The sequence below is a fragment of the Ignavibacteriales bacterium genome, from assembly GCA_016214905.1.
GTDB lineage: Bacteria > Bacteroidota > Ignavibacteria > UBA10030 > SZUA-254 > PNNN01.
The window spans coordinates 774199-793082 of record JACRMQ010000006.1 but is presented as its reverse complement, the minus strand read 5'-3'; the positions used below and the strand labels follow the sequence as shown (position 1 = coordinate 793082).

9 protein-coding genes are annotated in these 18884 nt (G+C 39.5%); 2 read left to right on the top strand and 7 right to left on the bottom strand.

The features are described 5' to 3' along the window. The 4 genes from HZB59_07290 to HZB59_07275 all read right to left on the bottom strand — a co-directional run. Window positions 1-693, bottom strand: a 693-nt coding sequence (locus tag HZB59_07290; protein ID MBI5021223.1) for a hypothetical protein, incomplete at its 3' end; no start/stop codon positions are given. A gap of 52 nt (window positions 694-745) precedes the next feature. Further along, the gene (locus HZB59_07285; protein ID MBI5021222.1) at window positions 746-1750 is read right to left on the bottom strand and encodes a PorV/PorQ family protein; all 1005 of its coding nucleotides are present in this window, start codon (window positions 1748-1750) and stop codon (window positions 746-748) included. A gap of 8 nt (window positions 1751-1758) precedes the next feature. After that, entirely contained in the window at window positions 1759-5370 is a 3612-nt protein-coding gene (locus tag HZB59_07280; protein MBI5021221.1) for a hypothetical protein, read from the bottom strand. 9 nt (window positions 5371-5379) lie between these two features. Further along, a complete protein-coding gene (locus tag HZB59_07275) occupies window positions 5380-8139 on the bottom strand; it encodes a TonB-dependent receptor (protein MBI5021220.1) in 2760 nt (919 codons plus the stop codon). Window positions 8140-8463: 324 nt separating this feature from the next. Here HZB59_07275 and ugpC point away from each other — a divergent pair, with 324 nt between their 5' ends. Both ugpC and HZB59_07265 read left to right on the top strand, forming a co-directional pair. After that, the gene (ugpC, locus tag HZB59_07270) at window positions 8464-9561 is read left to right on the top strand and encodes a sn-glycerol-3-phosphate ABC transporter ATP-binding protein UgpC (protein MBI5021219.1); all 1098 of its coding nucleotides are present in this window, start codon (window positions 8464-8466) and stop codon (window positions 9559-9561) included. A gap of 38 nt (window positions 9562-9599) precedes the next feature. Further along, complete coding sequence (locus HZB59_07265; protein MBI5021218.1) at window positions 9600-12035, top strand: glycoside hydrolase family 31 protein; 2436 nt, start codon at window positions 9600-9602, stop codon at window positions 12033-12035. Between the two features lie 3 nt (window positions 12036-12038). Here the strand turns inward: HZB59_07265 and glgP are convergent, their stop codons facing one another. The 3 genes from glgP to HZB59_07250 all read right to left on the bottom strand — a co-directional run bounded on the left by glgP (window position 12039) and on the right by HZB59_07250 (window position 18704). Further along, on the bottom strand, window positions 12039-14171 hold the full coding sequence (gene glgP / locus HZB59_07260; protein MBI5021217.1) for an alpha-glucan family phosphorylase: 2133 nt from the start codon (window positions 14169-14171) through the stop codon (window positions 12039-12041). Window positions 14172-14215: 44 nt separating this feature from the next. Beyond that, window positions 14216-15598 carry a type I glutamate--ammonia ligase gene (gene glnA, locus HZB59_07255; protein MBI5021216.1) on the bottom strand — a complete coding sequence of 461 codons (1383 nt, stop codon included), beginning with the start codon at window positions 15596-15598 and terminating at the stop codon, window positions 14216-14218. Between the two features lie 175 nt (window positions 15599-15773). Then, window positions 15774-18704, bottom strand: coding sequence for a M6 family metalloprotease domain-containing protein (locus HZB59_07250; protein ID MBI5021215.1), 2931 nt, complete (start codon window positions 18702-18704; stop codon window positions 15774-15776). Window positions 18705-18884: the final 180 nt, after the last annotated feature.

Below are 18884 nucleotides of genomic sequence, written 5' to 3'. Positions count from 1 at the left end.
TGTATAATGACGGTTCGATACACTTTCCCAATTGTTTGGTGTGTACCAGAATTTGAATTCTATCGATTCGCCAAGTCCGCGGCGGATTACCGCTGTACCTTCATATAAATCAGGGTTCAATGGATTCGGTGTCAGTATCGTTGTCTTCGCTGACCATCCGTTGAAATCTCCGTTCACTGAAACGGTATCTACTGACGGATTGAATCTGCCCGACAATCTTTCCAATTCCATGTTGCATGAGAATGTTACAGTTATATCATATTGTTGCACAAATACACTGTCGTTGTTGTACCATGCATAGTAGGTGCTATTCCCATCCGGTACGAGATAATTACGATTTGAAACACTTTCCCAATTCATAGCGCCACTGTGTGCATATCGGAATTTAAATTCTAAATTGTTGCCGCTGCTATCCTGATGTAGCGAATATGTGAAAAGCGAATCATTATCCGGATCGGTCATCATATTATCTGTACCCCATCCGTTGAAACCGCCGCTTATGAATAAACTATCGGTTGCAGGATTAAACAATCCTTTCTTTATCTGAACTCCCATGTTGCACTGAAAATCAACAGTCGCAGCACTGTCAGCATGAACTTCTTCTATAAACAAATCGTCATTCTTAACAGTTGGTCCACCATAGCCCAATGTTAAAACGAAGATCGATAGAAATAGTAAACTAAGGAACTTCATAATATATCTCCTTTATATTTGTGAAATGAATTCTTGATTATATTTAGTTTAATTAAAATTGGATCCCCAGCCCAAATTGTTGTGTGTAATTTAATTTACCAAAATCTTGGTATGCGTAATCGAGGTTCAAAAATATTTTATCAGCAACTTCATACTTCAAACCGAATCCTACGTTCAGTCCTTCTTCGGAATTTGTGAGGAAAAGAGATTTGTAACCTGCACGAAAGAATATATTTTCGTTGAAAGAATACTCACCTCCAAAATTCACAGATTCCGCATTATCATTAGGATGGATCGCGTCCGCGGCAATTGTTAATCTGCTGTGATTACCGATAGAGACATCTTTTGCGATACCTACCCTAAAAACGAGCGGCAGCGGATACGTGTCTGTTTTTAGCTTCGTTAGAATCTGATCGTTATTTCCGTGGATGTTTGGATTAATGTCATACAGAACATATAAATCTTTACCGTCAAGTTGCATATCGGTTCCGAAATTTGAAATTGAGGCGCCTATCCGAATTCCGTAAAAATCGGATATAAAAAGAGTGCCTAAATCGACCGCAAACGCGCTTGCCGATGAATTCCATATTTTTTGATTTATATATTTACCGTTCATTCCTATCGAAAATCGATCGGTTAAATTATACGAATAAGTTATCGAAAGTGCAATATCTTGAGCAGAAAAATATTCACCTGTCCCTTCTTGCTCAGAAAGCGTAGTAACCTCCATTTTACCGTAATCGAGATAGGTGACACTTAAGCCGACTGCCCCATATGAGCCGAGATTGACTATGGAACCTGCCCAATTATACGTAATATCGGCAAACCATGTTGAATGGAGGAATAAAGCCCCGTTTGATTCCATTCTTGAAGCGCCGGCAGGATTCCAATATAAGGTTGATACATCATTCGCAGTTGCGGCAAATGCCCCACCCATCGAGATTGCCCTGGGTCCCATCCCAACATTTAAAAATGGTGCTGCTGTTGAGCCGACTTTCGTTTGTCCGAAAATTGGTACCGTTATCAAAAGCATCAATACAATAATTTTATTCATCATTTTTCACCTTACTTTATCAATGCGAATTTACCGGTTTTTGTTCCGATATTGTCTGCTTCGAGGACATAAACATAAACTCCGTAAGCGGCGTCAAGGTTTTCCTCAGTTCTTAAATTCCATTTTACATCGCCCGAGAACATATCATCGTGCCTGAGTTTTTTTACTAACTCACCTCTGACCGTGTAAATTGAAATTGTTGTACCCGGCGGTACATGTGTAAAGCGGATAAATCTCTCTCCCCGACCACTGGTTTGTGTGCTGAGCAACCGCGGTTCTGCTTCATGAGTAACTACGTAAGGATTTGGAACTACTTTAATTTTATCAAGCTCTGATTTAGCGAGTTCCTTATTTATATATGCGCCTCGAGTTGTAAAACTATATATGTCTGATCTGTTGAAAGGTTTGAATGTCGCGATTTGAAGAAAACCGGATCGTTCCAATGGTGCATTCGGGAAATTGTAATAAATATTTACTCTCCAGGTGCGAGTCAATTGTCCACCTATCATCTCTTTGAAATAAATATTATGAATGGTGCTTAATGCACCTAAATTTTTAAAATACACGAAATCAATATATTGTCCGGTAGTTACGTTTTTGATTTTAAAATTCACCGGCTTCGCCGTTATCCTATTTGTTGATGGATATAAAGTGTCTGCAATTGATGTATCAATTGTGGAATCGGGATAAAATTCTATACGATAATCGAATGGCATTTTGATTCCGTTATACGCGACACCCGGACCGGTAGTTGCCCAAACGAATGGACCGAACAAATATGTTGGCGGAATAGTCGATGTTATATCTTGAAAAAATGAATTCGTTGAATCTCGGTCGATAAAATTGTCATTCAATAATTGTACTTTAAAACCATGTTTAACCGGTGTGTTCCCATAAAATGTAGTTGAGCGCCTTACCAAGGTATCATACGAGCCGGAATATACATTTGTGTCGCTTATAAATGATTCACCGTTAACAATCAATTCAACTCCGGATGGGATTGAAACTGTATCCTGAGGTTTCACGTACTTCGTCTCATTTAACGATGGAATAAAAAGAGTATCGGTCGCATCCAGATCGATTAACGACCAATCGGTGGTATATCCCTGCGTAGCAGAATCTGAGAATATGATGTTATAATGGTTATCGTTTCTCACCGCCTTATCATCCACTACTTCGATCCATCCCGTTCCGGTTCCACTGAATGGTTGAACTTTTTCTAAATTCGACGGTTGTGCGTTCGTGTATCCGATCGGTGGACGACTTGGAGTAATATACCCTGTATTATCATCAGTAATAATCTCGCCGGTATTTGTTATAAAAATATATTTTGAATTCTCGGATGGAAAAATATTTAACGTCGGATCACCTGCATCATAAGCAACCACAGCGTAAAAATATCTCTGCCCGGGTATTACAGTTGTATCGATATACTTATTAACAATCCCATTATCTGAACCAAGCCAATATGTTGTTCCTCCCACCTGTTCTAGAAGATCAGGAGGCGCTTCAAAGAATCCTTTTATATTATCTTTATAATCAAACTGGGCGATCGGTTTATCGAAAGCCATAACTCCAAGCGCGTCTGTTATCACCCGGCTATCCTGGAAACCGGCATCTGTTGCTCTATAGATTTTATAACCCTGGAAATCTTTTCTCTTGGTGATGAAATCGCGTGTGTTTTCGGATAAAGCTCCATCCCAATATAACACTACATTACCGTTTTCCTGTGCGAGAGTGAGTTTCAACTTCGGTTTGCGCGGTGGTTGAGGGAACTTATATCCTGCATTATAAATTTGTAACGCTATCTTTTTATTTCTCACTACGTCTTCATATGTTTCTCCGAAAAGTAGTGCGACTGAAAATCTTTCCGTTTGTTTTTGTCTGATCGGAAAGTATCCTGAGGAATAAATAAAATCGCCATCTTGCGGTTGTGATGGAATAATATCGAATCTTCCGGGTGTCATTCTATCCCAGAGCAACTGATCGTTACTCATATCGGGTGATGCGCTGATGTTGAAAAAATTGAAACTTGTCAAACCAATCTGATCTGACTCATGAGGGTCAGTTTTGCCGAAATTTGGTTCACCTTGATCCGGCATGTTATTCCCCTCCGTACCATCACCATCAGGACCAAAATAATCGTTGTCATTCGGTCCAACACCGTCTGCCCCAACATCATCATAAAGCGCATCCCAATCTCCATCCTCATCGCCTGACCAATGACTTGCCAGCACAATTGTTCCTTCAGGTGTTTTCACCCAGCTTGATATGATTGAGCCCGCACCGTTATCTCTTTTTTCATCTATGAGCGGGTCGTTTACACCGGCACCGGTTACATAATTTATATATTTCAAGATTGGAAATCCACGCCTCTGCCTCGTCTCATAATGAACCGCTTGGTTCTCATCTATCAATCCGTCAAGATCATTATCGATTCCGTCATAAGCAGAAACATCGGGAACAGAAACTCCATTTAGAATTCTGGCTATATGTCCTTCTCTAAACTTTGTAACTCCCGCCCGTATTATAAATCGCGTTCCAACTGAATATACCGTATCGATGGGCCCTTGAATAGTATATATCGACCTCTCATAAGAAACCGAATCGATTAAAACAATTTTTTTACCTACAGGATAACTTACTGAATCAAAATCAGTGACGGTAAATATGGGTGATGCCGGATCTGGTGAATCGCCGTCATTATCTATTCCATCGAACGGATTACCCGGAGATTCCAGAAATGCATAAGCTACATAGCCGACCTTTTGTCCCTTATTACCTTTATTATCGCTATCCCACGAATATGTGATGTTATCGTTTATATCGAAGAATCCAAGGTCATCCTGACTATCGCCGTCACCACCAGCTAATGTTCCCACTACAGTTCCAAAAACAGATTTGCGATATGTTTTTGTCGCATTATTTGTGATATCGTATAACCAAAAATTTATATCTTCCGCGAGAAAACTAGACCACTGCAATCCCCGTACTGTCATCTTCAGTCCCATACCATGCCGGGTGGAATCAGTCGAGTCCGGTAAGTAAAATGAATTGAACTCATCATCCCATTGATCGTCGGCAACATAATAACTTTCCTGATCGGCATTCATAATGCCGCGGCCGAAATATCCGTTCCATTGTGTTTTACCTTTATCATCGACCCAATTAGGTTGATCTGCCCAGCCGCCTAGGGGCCACGAATTTGGAAGATGGCTCATGGCAATTGAAGTTTGATTCGGGTTCAGATATCCCGGTTCAGGATTCCATCCCCAGAAATAACCTTTCGTTGGATGGTGTTCATTTGCTTGTCCGTTTCTGGGACCTCTAGAAATACACACAGAATGAAAAATCTCATTGCGCGAATTTGTTTGTTCCACTCCGATCATCGGAATAAGATCACCGATATAATTGTAGCCGCTGCCAAGAGGCCATTCGCCTCTTATATCAACACCCTGACTGAATCCTGAGATTTGACCATCGTTATAAAATGAGATACCAATTCGGTTTCCGGTATGATACCCGATTCTTCTCAGTGTCGGATCGGAAAGCTGAGCTATACCAAATGACTGAACAGCAATGGTTAGTGAGCAAAAGTAAAATATCAGTTTCATATTATTCATAATCTAAATTTAAAAGCTGATTGATGTACCAAGTTCGATTCTGCGCGGTTCCGAGAAAAATCCAGGATTCGTGTATAATTCATCCAAGGTGTTATAATACACTTTAGCATTTGCATTTTGAGCAGCCAGCTTGTCGAATGAAAAGAATGGATCACCTGAGTTTGCATATACGGTTCTTGCATTATCAAGATCTAACAAGTTAAAGACTCTCAGGAATAAAGAAAGATTTATATTGCCGAGATTGAAATCTTTATTTGCTTTCAGATCAACATTGAAAATAGTTGGACGGAAAGCGCTGTTTCGAGGGAAAGCATTCTTTTTAACAGCACTGTTTTTATTTACTTCCGGTGTATAGGGTTGACCGGAATAGTAATTACCAATGATCGAGAAACCGTAATCTCTCGGCTTAGTGTAGGCAACAACAAGATTAATAGAATGTCTTTGATCCCAATCTAAGGGAGCGATGAATGTTTCGCCCAGCGCGCCGCCTAATTTTGCATTTCTTGAATCTATCGGATTGGATGAGTTACCTTGCGTAATTGAAAATGTGTAATCCAAGCTAGCGGCTAATCCATCGGAAAATCTTTTATCGAATTTAAGGACGATTCCTTTTGAGTAACCGAAATCCGAATTCGCATACCGGCTATAAGTCCGTTCGTTAGTGAATATCAAAATATCATCCGTTTGTGTTCCGGTTAAATCACGAAAATCTTCAAAGAACATCGTGATATCGGCACCGATATCCTGACTGATTTGTTGCTTTAATCCAATTTCACCTTTAACAGTTTTCTGTGGTCTCAGGTCGGCATTTCCAAAAAGTCCTTGATTACCGGAACCAATTCCTAATTTAAATTCCGGATTTGTGTATAACAATTCATAACTTGGTAACTGGAAAAAATGACCGTACGAAAAATGCACCACACCACCAGCACTGATTGGGAATGCTAAACCAATTCGCGGGCTCCATTGATATTTGACGGACGCTTTATCGTACCAGTAAGTCAATCGTTTTTCGTACGGATCAGCAATATGTGACGGGACAACAGGATTCCGAATATCAGGATCAGTTACAGTTGAATCGGATAGAATTCTTCCATCAGGATTAAAAGCATCGAACCGAACTCCTACATTAAAAATTAAATAATTTGCCTCAAATTTTGATTGCAGATAAACAGATGCTTCGAGAGGTTTTCGGATATATTCGTCATAATCTTGAGAAGTCGCAGGGGGAATAGCGACGTTGAAAGGATAGACTTGCTGGCCGCTGTTATCCAGCATTGGAATTAAATTTATATTTTGATAAAATATCCTATGCTGTTTAAATTCTCCACCGCTTTGGATTGAAATCTTTTCTGTGAGTTGTGAAGTCAAATCAATCTTTGCCCCGTACGTACCTGTATTTCGTTGGAACCGGTTATAGTTCGTCCCACCGATTGAAAAACTGTACGGCGGATTTTGCCTTAATCTATTATCAACATATAGTGTAGGGTTGTTGAGATCACCGGTATAAATATTTTCGTAGAGATAATGCCGGTAATCTTTAAAAAGATATGATAAGTTAAAATTATAAAATGTAGAATTTGAAATAGCGTGATTGATACTCACAATGTTTGAATGAGTTTTACGAAATCGATGTAAATTATTATCGGGGGTTAAGCGAGTTCCATTATCGTAATCCTGATAATCTTGTTTATCAAACATGTAATTGTAGGCGAGTTTAAGATTAGGAAGAAATCTGTATGAAAGTTTCCCTTGAGCAAATATCCTTTCGTTGGGATTCATCGAAATATATTTTTCATCACCATTTTTTGATATGATGAAATTTGAACCGCTCGAGCCGGGTTCTTCTACCGAGATATCTGTTGGTAAAAACAATCTATGCCCGTACAGATATCCTTCATTATAATAATATCTGCCATTGGCATAGAACGATAGCTTGTTTGAAATAACAGGCCCGCTTAAACTGCCTTCAAAACTTCTGACTGAAACCGGAGAAACATTTGAGATATTCCAGAAGATATCATCCTTGTTTGACAGATAACTTCCTGAGTATGTTGTGAATGTCCCTGATAACGCGTCTCCTCCATCCCGAGTAACGATATTTACAACACCTGACATTGCCTGTCCGTACTCGGCATTAAACGCTCCACTAATCACCTGAACTTCCTGAATGACATTAGTTCCAACTTCAATAGTGTTGCTATTATCATACGCATCGTTTACAGCGACGCCATCAATCTGATACGCCATTTGCCCGCTGCGACCCCCTCGCATATGAAACTGCCCATCAGAAGAAACCGCCATGCCTGCTTGTAATTTTATTACATCTCTAATTTCGGTCACTGCAAGTTGCGAGATAAGTTCTTTACTTACTATCGAAGTTGTTGCGGTTATATCTTTTTGAATGACAGGTCGTTCTGCCACTATCACCACTTCTTTTTGTTCTACAACAGTTTCGGATAAAGAAAAATCTTGTCGTGTGGTCAGATCTATTGATACTTTTATATTATTGACCGTTACAGGATCATATCCCAAAATTGACGCGCGTAATGTATATACGTTGGGAGATAAATTTATAATTGAGTATTCACCATCGATATTTGTTGAGGCACCTAACGAAGTCCCTGTGATAAGAATATTAACACCGACTAATGGATCCTGAGTTTTGCTGTCAACAATTTTTCCTGATATTTTACCGGTATTGCCGGCAAACAAATTTACGACGGTCAGCAGGAATAACAGTATAAAATAGGTTAAGTAATTTTTCATATTTCGGTTACCGATTGGAAATCAAGGGCAGGCATATATACATATAGAATTATTTTATTGAATATTGAAAACATCACCAATATATTCATCAACCTTATTCCCTTCCATTTAAGGAATTTAGAACAAACAACAAATTGTTGTTCAATATTAGCGATTTTTTTATGGAAAGTCAAGTTTTTAACCATGTCATCTCTTTGATCAAATATATCTAAGAAACAATATCAATCCTGAAATAATTTCATCATTCCGAATAAAATTTGAGTTTAGCGATAGGAGTCTGTATATTTATCGAACAATGAAATTCAATCAAAATAAGAGATTACCATGGGCAGTGTCAGGTTAGAGCGAGTAAATAAAAGATATGATAAAAATGTAGTGGTAAAAGATGTAAATCTTGAAATAAAAGATAAAGAATTCGTTGTACTCGTGGGACCATCAGGGTGCGGTAAATCCACAACCCTGCGAATGATAGCCGGATTAGAGGAAATTTCCGAAGGCAAAATATTCATCGATGATAAAATTGTGAACGACGTGGCACCGAAGGATAGGGATATCGCAATGGTGTTTCAGAATTATGCCCTATATCCCCACATGGACGTTTATGAAAATCTCGCATTCGGATTAAAGATGCGGAAATATCCAAAAGATGAAATTAAGAATCGTGTACACCAAGCGGCCGAGATCCTTGGAATAAAAGATATGTTGGAGCGAAAGCCGAAAGCACTTTCGGGCGGGCAACGGCAACGTGTGGCGCTCGGAAGAGCGATTGTGCGTAAACCGAAAGTATTTTTGTTCGATGAACCTCTGAGCAACCTCGACGCGAATCTCAGAGTACAAATGCGAACAGAGATATCTCGGTTGCACAAACAAATTGAAACAACGATGATATATGTTACGCACGATCAGATTGAAGCGATGTCGATGGGCGACCGTATAGTAGTTATGCACAACGGCATCATTCAACAGGTAGACACTCCATTGAACATATACAACAAACCGATAAATAAATTTGTCGCAGGTTTCATCGGCAGTCCGACAATGAATTTTTTCGAAGGTAAATTGATTAATTCCGGTACCCTCGCCTTCGAAGTTGAAGCGTCTAAAATTATTTTTCCGTTAACGCAGCAAGATCAGATCCGACTAAGCCAATATTTAGATCATGATATCACAATCGGCATTCGTCCAGAACATATATTGGCAAAACCATCGAACAATCACAATCATAAAATCATTGCTAATATAAATGTCACCGAACCGGTTGGGAATGAAATATTCGTCTATTTTACTTTGGAAAATAACGCCAACCAATATGTATCGAGAATTCCATCCGATATAATACCCCTGGCAGGGAAAGAATTTGAATTATACTTTGATATATCGAAACTTCATTTCTTCGATAAAATATCAGGAAAGATTCTTTAAAGATTCCGATTCCAAAATTCATATCTAAGGAAATTAAAATGAAACGGAAATTGTTTTCTCTTCTATTCCTATTTATAGTACTGCCATTTCTGACAATTGCACAATGGACTTCAATTGGTGATATACAATCTTTTTCTCAAAATCCTGGAGAAATAATTTTATTCGCTAAAGATGCTAAGGTTAAAATCAGTGTTTATGAAGGCGATATATTCAGAGTTCAAATGTCCCGGAAGGGAGATTTTTGTCAGGACAAGTCATGGGCAATCACCGATCAACCCGATTTAAATCAAGAATTCAAAATAAAAGAAGTACCGGATAAAATATTCCTTATCGGATCCGAGGTAACAATATCAATCAATAAAATCCCTTGCCGTATTTCGTTTCTTGGTAAAAGCGGGAATGTCATAAATGCCGACGAACCATCGAAGGGTATGTGTTGGTCTGGCGATGAGGTAGCAGTATGGAAAACGATGCCTGCGGATGAACAATATTTTGGATTTGGAGAAAAGTCAGGAAGTTTGAACAAAAAAGGAAAATCTTTTTGCAACTGGAATACCGATATACCCGCGTATAAAGCAGATACCGATCCGCTATACCAAACGATCCCATTTTTTTATGGCATCCGCAACGGAAACACATACGGTATTTTTTTTGATAACACTTTTTATTCTCATTTCGACATGGGAAAAGAAAATCCCGATCAATACTCTTTCGGTGCCATCGGTGGAGAGTTGAATTATTATTTCATCTATGGTCCAACACCCAAAATGGTTTCCGAAAAATTCAGCAAACTTACCGGGACAACTCCCCTTCCCCCAAAATGGTCGATTGGTTATCAACAATGCCGATGGAGTTATTATCCTGAATCTAAAGTGAAAGAAATTGCCTCCACCTTCCGTGATAAAAATATTCCGTGCGATGCGATATATCTCGATATACATTATATGGATGGATATCGCTGCTTCACTTGGGATAAAGAACGCTTCCCTGATCCAACCAAGATGGTATCCGATTTGAGTGAAGATGGTTTTAAAGTGGTTGTAATTATTGATCCCGGCATAAAGAAAGATTCAATATATTGGGTTTTTCAAGAAGGAATGAATGGGGATCAGTTCGTAAAATATCCTGATGGAAAATATTTTACCGGAACAGTTTGGCCCGGCGAATGTGTCTTTCCCGATTTTATTAATACGAAAGCGAGAGAATGGTGGGGATCACTTTATCGAGGATTATTGGAGAATGGAGTTAAAGGTTTCTGGAATGATATGAACGAACCATCGGTGTTCAACGGTCCGAATAAAACTTTCGCCTTGGACGTTTTCCACAACCGCGATGGTTCACTATCAGATCACCGGAAGAATCACAACATTTACGGTATGCAGATGGCTCGCGGTTCATACGAGGGATTATTGAAACTCAAACCCGAAGAGCGACCATTTGTTCTTACTCGCGCTAACTATGCCGGTGGACAACGCTACGCGTCAGCTTGGACCGGAGATAATATTAGCTCGTGGGAACATTTAGAAATGGCACTGCCAATGTGCTTGAATCTTAGCATCTCAGGACAATCATTCGTGGGAACCGACATTGGTGGGTTTGTCGGCAGCCCCAGCGGTGAACTTTATACACGATGGTTACAATTTGGAGTTTTTACACCGCTAATGCGGACTCACACAGAAATAAACAGCAAAGATCAGGAACCGTGGTCTTATGGTTCTGAGTTGGAATCAATCAATAAGAAATCTATCGAGCTTCGGTATAAACTTTTGCCATACATTTACACACAGTTTTATAAAGCATCAATCGACGGCACACCCATAATGCGGCCGGTATTTTTCGATTATCCAAATGAAATTGAAACATATTGGAGCGAAAAGGAATTTTTATTCGGAGATGCGTTTCTTGTGGCACCTGTTCTTTGGGAAGGTGCAAAGAAGAGAGAACTCAGAGTTCCTGCAGGTGAGTGGTACGATTACTGGACAGATGAAAATATTACGGGACCAAAACACATCACTATTGACGCACCCATCGACAAAATTCCCCTCTTTGTTAAAGCCGGCTCGATTATACCGTCACAGCAAATTGTTCAATATACAGATCAAGCTCCCATCGATCCTCTGGCACTTGATATTTATCCTTCCGGTGAGGCATCGACTATTATTTACGAGGATGATGGAAAATCGTTCAATTATAAAAACGGTGCTTACTCAATCCGAAAAATAAACTTCAAACAAACTGACAACGATTATGAACTGATTCTTTCAGGTCCTGAAGGCAAATTTAAGATGAAGGAAAGATCGATCATCGTGAATATTCATAACTTCCCATATAAACCCTCTAACATTTATTATAACACTACGACAACCCGAGACAATGACAATTATTATTTAACATCTTCATATTCTAATAATAATGTTTTATCGATAAAATTTGTTGACTACATTAAAGAACGACAGATAATAATAAAACATTAACTTTTATTTTTTCGGGAAATAATATTTCTTCGAATACTCCATCACCATTCGGTGAGTGTTGTAAACGGGAATGATCGTTCGCATGGCATTTCTGATTCTATCTACCCATTTTCGTGGAATCCCATTTTTATCGCGTTGGTAAAATGTCGGGATAAGCTCATTGCTCAATATCTGATAGAGTGAATCGGCATCGCGCTTATCAATTTCTTCCGGAGAATAGCTGTCTTTAACTTTTTCTCCGATTGCCCATCCGTTCTTCCCGTTGTAGGCTTCACTCCACCAACCATCTAAAATGCTTAAATGCAGTCCACCGTTGATTGCAATTTTTTGTCCGCTGGTTCCGCTCGCTTCCAACGGTCTTCTTGGATTGTTTAACCAAATGTCGCACCCCGCGATCATATGTCGCGCGACATTCATATCATAATTTTCGAGAAATATCACTTTTCCGAGGAAAGGCGGATTATGGGTCATGGCAATTACACGGTTCAGAAATTCCTTCCCATCATTATCACGCGGGTGTGCTTTCCCGGCAAATATTATCTGAATTGGTCGTCGAGGATCATCGAAAAGTTCTTGTGCTTTTACAAGATCAGAGAACAATAACAACGCCCGTTTGTATGGCGCGAATCTCCGGGCAAATCCTATCGTCAGCGCATCGAACGATAGAAGTCGATACAACGCCTCTTCGCCAACGGCTCCTCCGATTGTTTTTTTATTCCGTGCTCGCGAGCGTATAAACTCGATTAGATCGCGTCGTTGCTCGTATCGCAGTGCCCACAATTCTTCATCAGAAACTATTTTAGGATTAGTAACGTGCTTCCAGAATTTCGGATCATTGAGATGATCTTTCCATTTGTGCGAATTATGCCTCTCCCAGAATTCCCACGACCTGCAGGTTGTCCAGCTTGTTATATGCACTCCATTTGTAATATGACCAATCGGCACTTTACTCGCTTTTACTCCCGGATACAAATCGCTCCACATCAAACGCGATATCTGCCCATGCTTGTCGCTAACTCCGTTGGCGGCACGCGAGAATTTTAGACCTAATATGGTCATTACAAACTCACCCTTCTCTTCCATATTCACGGTTTGCCCGCATCGCATCAATTCTTTAATAGAGATTTTCATCCAGTCGGCAAACGGTTTCAGTGTGAACTCAATCAAGTCGGCGGGGAATCTGTCATGTCCTGCTGGTACGGGTGTGTGAGTGGTAAAAATACATTGATCACGAACGATTTGTTTCGCTTTTTGTTTAGGAATATTTTTTAAAAGCTGTTCGCGATACAATTCAAGCGTAAGAAATGCAGCATGACCTTCGTTCATATGAAATACCGAAGGAGATATTCCCAGTGCTCGCAGGAACCTGACACCGCCAATCCCCAGAACAATTTCCTGCCTGATTCTTGTATTGACATCTCCACCGTATGCGAGTGCAGTAAGACCTCTGAAATGTTCATCATTTTCGGGTACATCGGTATCAAGCAAATATATTTTGCACCGACCAACATTAACTTTCCATCCCTGAAAATGAACTACACTTGTTCCTATCGTTACGCTGCAGATAAGCGGTTTACCGCTTTGATCCAGAACCAACTCAACTGGAACGTTAGCAGGATCGGTTGTTGGATAATTTTCCAACTGATTTCCATTAGGATCGATATGCTGGCTGAAATAACCTTGGCGGTAGAATAACCCAACACCGATTAAAGGGATGCCGAGATCGCTCGCCGATTTAACATGATCGCCCGCAAGAATACCGAGACCGCCTGAATAAAATGGCAAGCATTCGTGAAGACCAAATTCAGCGCAGAAATATGCAACTTGTGCTTTGGATTTTTTTCCTGTGATATGTTTTGCATCCATATAATCTTCAAAGCTCTCGAGCACCGATAGCAGTCGTTCAAGAAAATCTTTGTCGCCAAGGCGGGCACATAACTCGGTCTCGGAAAATTGTTTTCGTATCGCGATTGGATTATGGTTGGTCGCTTCCCATATAAGAGGTGAAAACTCTTTAAATATTTCCTGCGCACGGGGATTCCAGCTCCACCATAAGTTAGATGCCAGGGTATCGAGTCGTTTTAAAATTGCTTTCACATCTTTATCATTCTTTTTCACCAGACTACCTTTCCTCATTTACACATTTCCTGTACATTTACTAAACAAATCACAACCCGGCATTATAGATTAAAATATAATTTGAATTCAAACGGATGCGGCATGGTACCGATTGATTTGATCTCCTGTTGTTTGATATTCACCCATTGATCTAACAATTCATCTGAAAATAAATTCCCCCTCTTCAAGAATCCGTTATCAACCGCTAGCGCGTCTAACGCTTCGGCTAAATTTCTTGGCAGGAAATGGATATGATCTTTCAAACTATCGTCATGAATATTTTTATCGAACGGACCAAAACCTTCTTTTACCGGATCAATTTTATTTACTACACCGTCTATACCCGCAAGCAACATTGCAGTCAGGCACAGATACGGATTGGCAGTAGCATCAGGCGGACGGTACTCAAACCGAGTCGATTCAGGATCGTTTACATATTTTGGAATTCTTATTGCCGATGCTCTGTTCCCCGTTCCATAAGTGAGGGCAACAGGAGCTTCAAAACCGGGAACGAGCCGTTTGTACGAATTCGTGCTCGGATTTGTAAATGCAGAGAGCGCGGATCCGTGTTTCAACATCCCGCCGATGAAATACCGACCAACTTGATTAACATTTCCATACTCCCCCTTTTTATAAAATGCGTTCTTCCCATTTTTTGTCATGAATAAATGAAGATGCAATCCATTCCCCGGCTGTTGATACATTGGCTTCGGCATGAATGTAATGAATAGATCGCGTTGGCGGGCTAAATTGAACAACGCGTATTTGACTGTTACAATATTGTCCGCTGTGGAAAGTAAATCTGTAAAATATGTTTCAATTTCCTGCTGTCCCCTCTCACCCGTTTCATGATGATGATATTTCACCTTGACACCGAATTGCTTGAGAAGCTTACAGGCATCATCTCTGAAATCATCGTAGACATCGAACGGATTCGCGGCATGATAAGCGTTGCGGAAAAATTCTTCGGCATGTTCAACTTCGTAAAACGAAGAAGCGGTGCGAGTATCGAAACGGACTTTGTGGAAAATGTAAAATTCAAATTCCGGTCCCCACCACGATTGATCCAAACCGGTTATCTTTTTTAAAATTGTTTCTGCCTGCCGAGCAAGATACCTGCCATCCTGCGAAAACGGCGATCTTTTTTCGTCCGTTAAAAGTATATTCGCGAAAAAACTTAGCGTCGGTGTTGACCTGAACGGATCAACAACGGCGGTAGTTAGATCGGGAATCAAGATCATATCGCTGTTTTCCACTTTCCTGAAACCATAACTCGAGCCGTCAAAGCCAACCCCCTCGGCAAGCAATTTGATGAGAATATTTTCGGATACAGGGAGCGTAATATGATGGAGATATCCGGTTAGATCGATACATTTCAAGTCGATCATCTCGATTTTATTTTTCTTAATAAGATCGTTGCATCTTTTTAACAATAATTTATCCATATAATCTTCAGAATACTTAAATAAAAGGGAATATCGTTTAGGTTGTTAAATATACTTCTTTATTCAAAAATAAAAAAGTGTCAGTGATTTTAAACCACTAACACTTTTATGTGGGCAACAATGATAACATCCGGTATCTTCTAGAGTCAATCAGTGTCAGATAACGGTGTTATGTTTACTTCGTCAATATAATTTTCTTCGTATCGTTAAATGTTGAACCGGTTGAGACATCTACCCTCATCCGAACATAGTAAACACCACTTGGAAGATTAGAACCATCGAACCTAATTGCCTTATATCCAGATGTTTCAAATCCGTCCACCAATATTGCCACTTCTTCTCCCAGTATATTGTATACCTTAATGGTTACATAATCGTCAATTGGCAATTGATAATTGATAATTGTCGATGGGTTAAAAGGATTTGGATAATTTTGTAATAATTTGAATTCCTGTGGCGCCACTTCCTGCTTATCATAATAAATGGTAAACGATTTAACTCTCGAATCGTTTATCGTAACTTTTCCGTCCACGAATAATTGGTGCGATAAAGTCGGAACTCCATCAACCATCTCGGTTAATGAAACTTTTACTCCGGTATATGTAATCTCTATGGGATAATCATCACTATTAATAAGTATCTCAACTGAATTATCATCGTGTGAATAAGAACCGATTTCTGTTGCCCAACTTCCAAATGATCCGGGTATGGAGGATGAAAATCTGACATCAAATATTCCTTCGGGTGGAACCGGTGGCAATTCATACGATCGAACATTATGATTGTTGCTGACACCAATAAGGTATAACTCTTTACGTGATTGATTTTTAGTCGTGAATGTGAATTTACCAATTTTGTCTGATGATTCTTCTGAATCGGAAACAACTTTATGTAAAGCACTCGATACATTATGATAAATCTTTAACAAACCATCCTGTTTTATTTTCAACCAATATCCTTTCCCAGGCATCAGAGTATCTGCAGGATAGTATCCATTTTGAAAACCATAAATTTTTGAATCAATGATCTCGGCAGGATATTGTCCGATATTTATTAATTGATATGGAGATGTTGCAGATCCGATTAAATTCCAACCTTCTTTTACAACTACCGAAATTGTGTCTATTGGGATTCCGGTAATTGACACGAATTCAGTAGATGCGGATTTCATCCAATATCCAATTCCAGCTTGCAGGGTCGAACTTGGAATAAAGCCCCCTCCCGGAGAATAGGCATACGCCCGACTTTTTGCTGAAGGATAAATTACCTTTACGCTATCGTTGCGAACTGTAACGGGTGTTGAGACAATATTCCAACCGTATTCAACTTGAGTTACAACTGATACACTTTGATCAGTACCCAAGATTGTTAAGTTGACCGGGAGAAAATATGTTTTACCATCATATTGTAAAAATAAATTTGTAGAATAATTACCCTCTGCTAAATCAATAGCTGAGATCGAGATATCCACCGAGTTTGAATCACCCGGATATATTGTTCCTTCGATTGATTGGAACTCAATTCCGTTCGATCTTATATACATACCGCGCGATATTAATGCCTGCATAGTATCGATTGTTAACGAATATTTTGCATCTTCACCACCGTTGTTGGTAAGCATAATATTTTTTGAAACAATGGAATTCAGATTACAAATCATTTCCAGAGTTGAGGGAGACATATTAATATTCGCATTGGAATTAGAGCCGAACAAATTAACAACGATAGTCGATCCATTTTTTCTGATGTTGGTGACCGCGATACCTGAAGTAGTATCATTGTATTCATTGGCACCAGGAAGGGATGTGCTGTTAAAAAAATATTTTCGCAGGTTGCCTGGGAACGGGTCGGATGCATCGCCCGAATTGAGGTTTTTTTCAAGGTCATAATTGCCGTCTGCCTGTTCCAAAGCAATCATGTAATGACCGCTCGATGTTCTCGATGGATACCATTGGTTAGAATTCGTAGATTGCGATTCATCGATGTGATAAATAAGTAATCCCTCTCCCCTCAAAGCTGAATCAAATCCTTTTTTCAATCTGTTCTCCAATAAAAAATATTCCGTACTATTATTCGGAGATAATCTAATTATTATCGAACTGTCTACAATATTCGGGATGGAATAATCAAGAAGGTTTTCAGTAACCGTTATTGGTTGAACAAAACCCATTTTCATTCTCGACCACGCGTCGGGATGCGCGGGAGAATCGCCTAATGAACCGTTCCAGCTACCCGATGCCATTAAGCTCCACCTGCCAAGCCCTTTTGAATCCTGACCATAATCATATAAATCGGGAAGATTGAAAACAGAATGTCCCATTTCATGAGCGAACACACCGCAAGTCATATCTCCCGGTTGTATCCAATATTCCGGTTCCATTGAATACCTATAAATATTCACGCCATCTAATTGTAAAGGTGAATTTGTGCTCCATTGATGCGACCAAATATCGTTCACACTACCTGTGAACTCAGCTCCGCTTCCGGAATGGATAATAAATAAAGCATCAACAAATCCATCACCATCGTTGTCGTACTTCGAGTAGTCAATAAAGGAATCAGCTACAGTGACTACCTCTTCAACTAGTTTTTGCGCGTTTTTCGGATAAGTGCCAAAACCATTTTGCCCATCAACATAATAACTATACGATTCTTTTACATTCATCCATCCACATCCTGATGGAAGGTTCACAGTTATTATATCCATTTGTCCGTATGATATTTCACCATAATAATTATTCAACGTTTTGCCCGTTGCACCAAATAGCAAAGTATCATAATAACCCGGATTTGTCTGAGCCGTTTGATCATTGAATTGGACGAGGATTGCGAGTGTGCGGAATGAAGATCCAAAAACCGATTTTAGATTTTGATTCTTATTCAGATAACTGATTTTTGACGGAGCGTTAATTCCCCTTAGTTCGGCCTCTGTTTTATACGCTAATTGATATGGTAGTTTCGCAAGACCTTTTTTTATTAGTTCTTCGACTCGCGGATGTGGTGGAATAGACGCAACCGATAGTGTTGAAGTTAAAAAAATCATTAAACAGATCAATCGTACCGGTATAAATGAATTAGATCTGTGCCGGTTGAATCTTATTTCCATACTCAAACTTTCCCCTTTATAAAGCATTTTTTTGTCTTGATGCTTATAAAGTCCAATTACATGCCATCCCGGGTAAGCAAGTATGCGCTATAGATATTGCTTAAATCAGAAAGAAACGAAGATATTTACGATGTGATTTTTTTACGGGTAATTATTTTGAAAGAATGAAATCGAAGATTG

Bases quoted from the DNA above. Each gene is read 5' to 3' on its own strand.
- glnA (MBI5021216.1), bottom strand. From the start codon at position 15,598: ATGGATAAATTATTGTTAAAAAGATGCAACGATCTTATTAAGAAAAAT.
- HZB59_07280 (MBI5021221.1), bottom strand. From the start codon at position 5,370: ATGAATAATATGAAACTGATATTTTACTTTTGCTCACTAACCATTGCT.
- ugpC (MBI5021219.1), top strand. From the start codon at position 8,464: ATGGGCAGTGTCAGGTTAGAGCGAGTAAATAAAAGATATGATAAAAAT.
- glgP (MBI5021217.1), bottom strand. From the start codon at position 14,171: ATGAGGAAAGGTAGTCTGGTGAAAAAGAATGATAAAGATGTGAAAGCA.
- HZB59_07285 (MBI5021222.1), bottom strand. From the start codon at position 1,750: ATGATGAATAAAATTATTGTATTGATGCTTTTGATAACGGTACCAATT.
- HZB59_07250 (MBI5021215.1), bottom strand. From the start codon at position 18,704: ATGGAAATAAGATTCAACCGGCACAGATCTAATTCATTTATACCGGTA.
- HZB59_07275 (MBI5021220.1), bottom strand. From the start codon at position 8,139: ATGAAAAATTACTTAACCTATTTTATACTGTTATTCCTGCTGACCGTC.
- HZB59_07265 (MBI5021218.1), top strand. From the start codon at position 9,600: ATGAAACGGAAATTGTTTTCTCTTCTATTCCTATTTATAGTACTGCCA.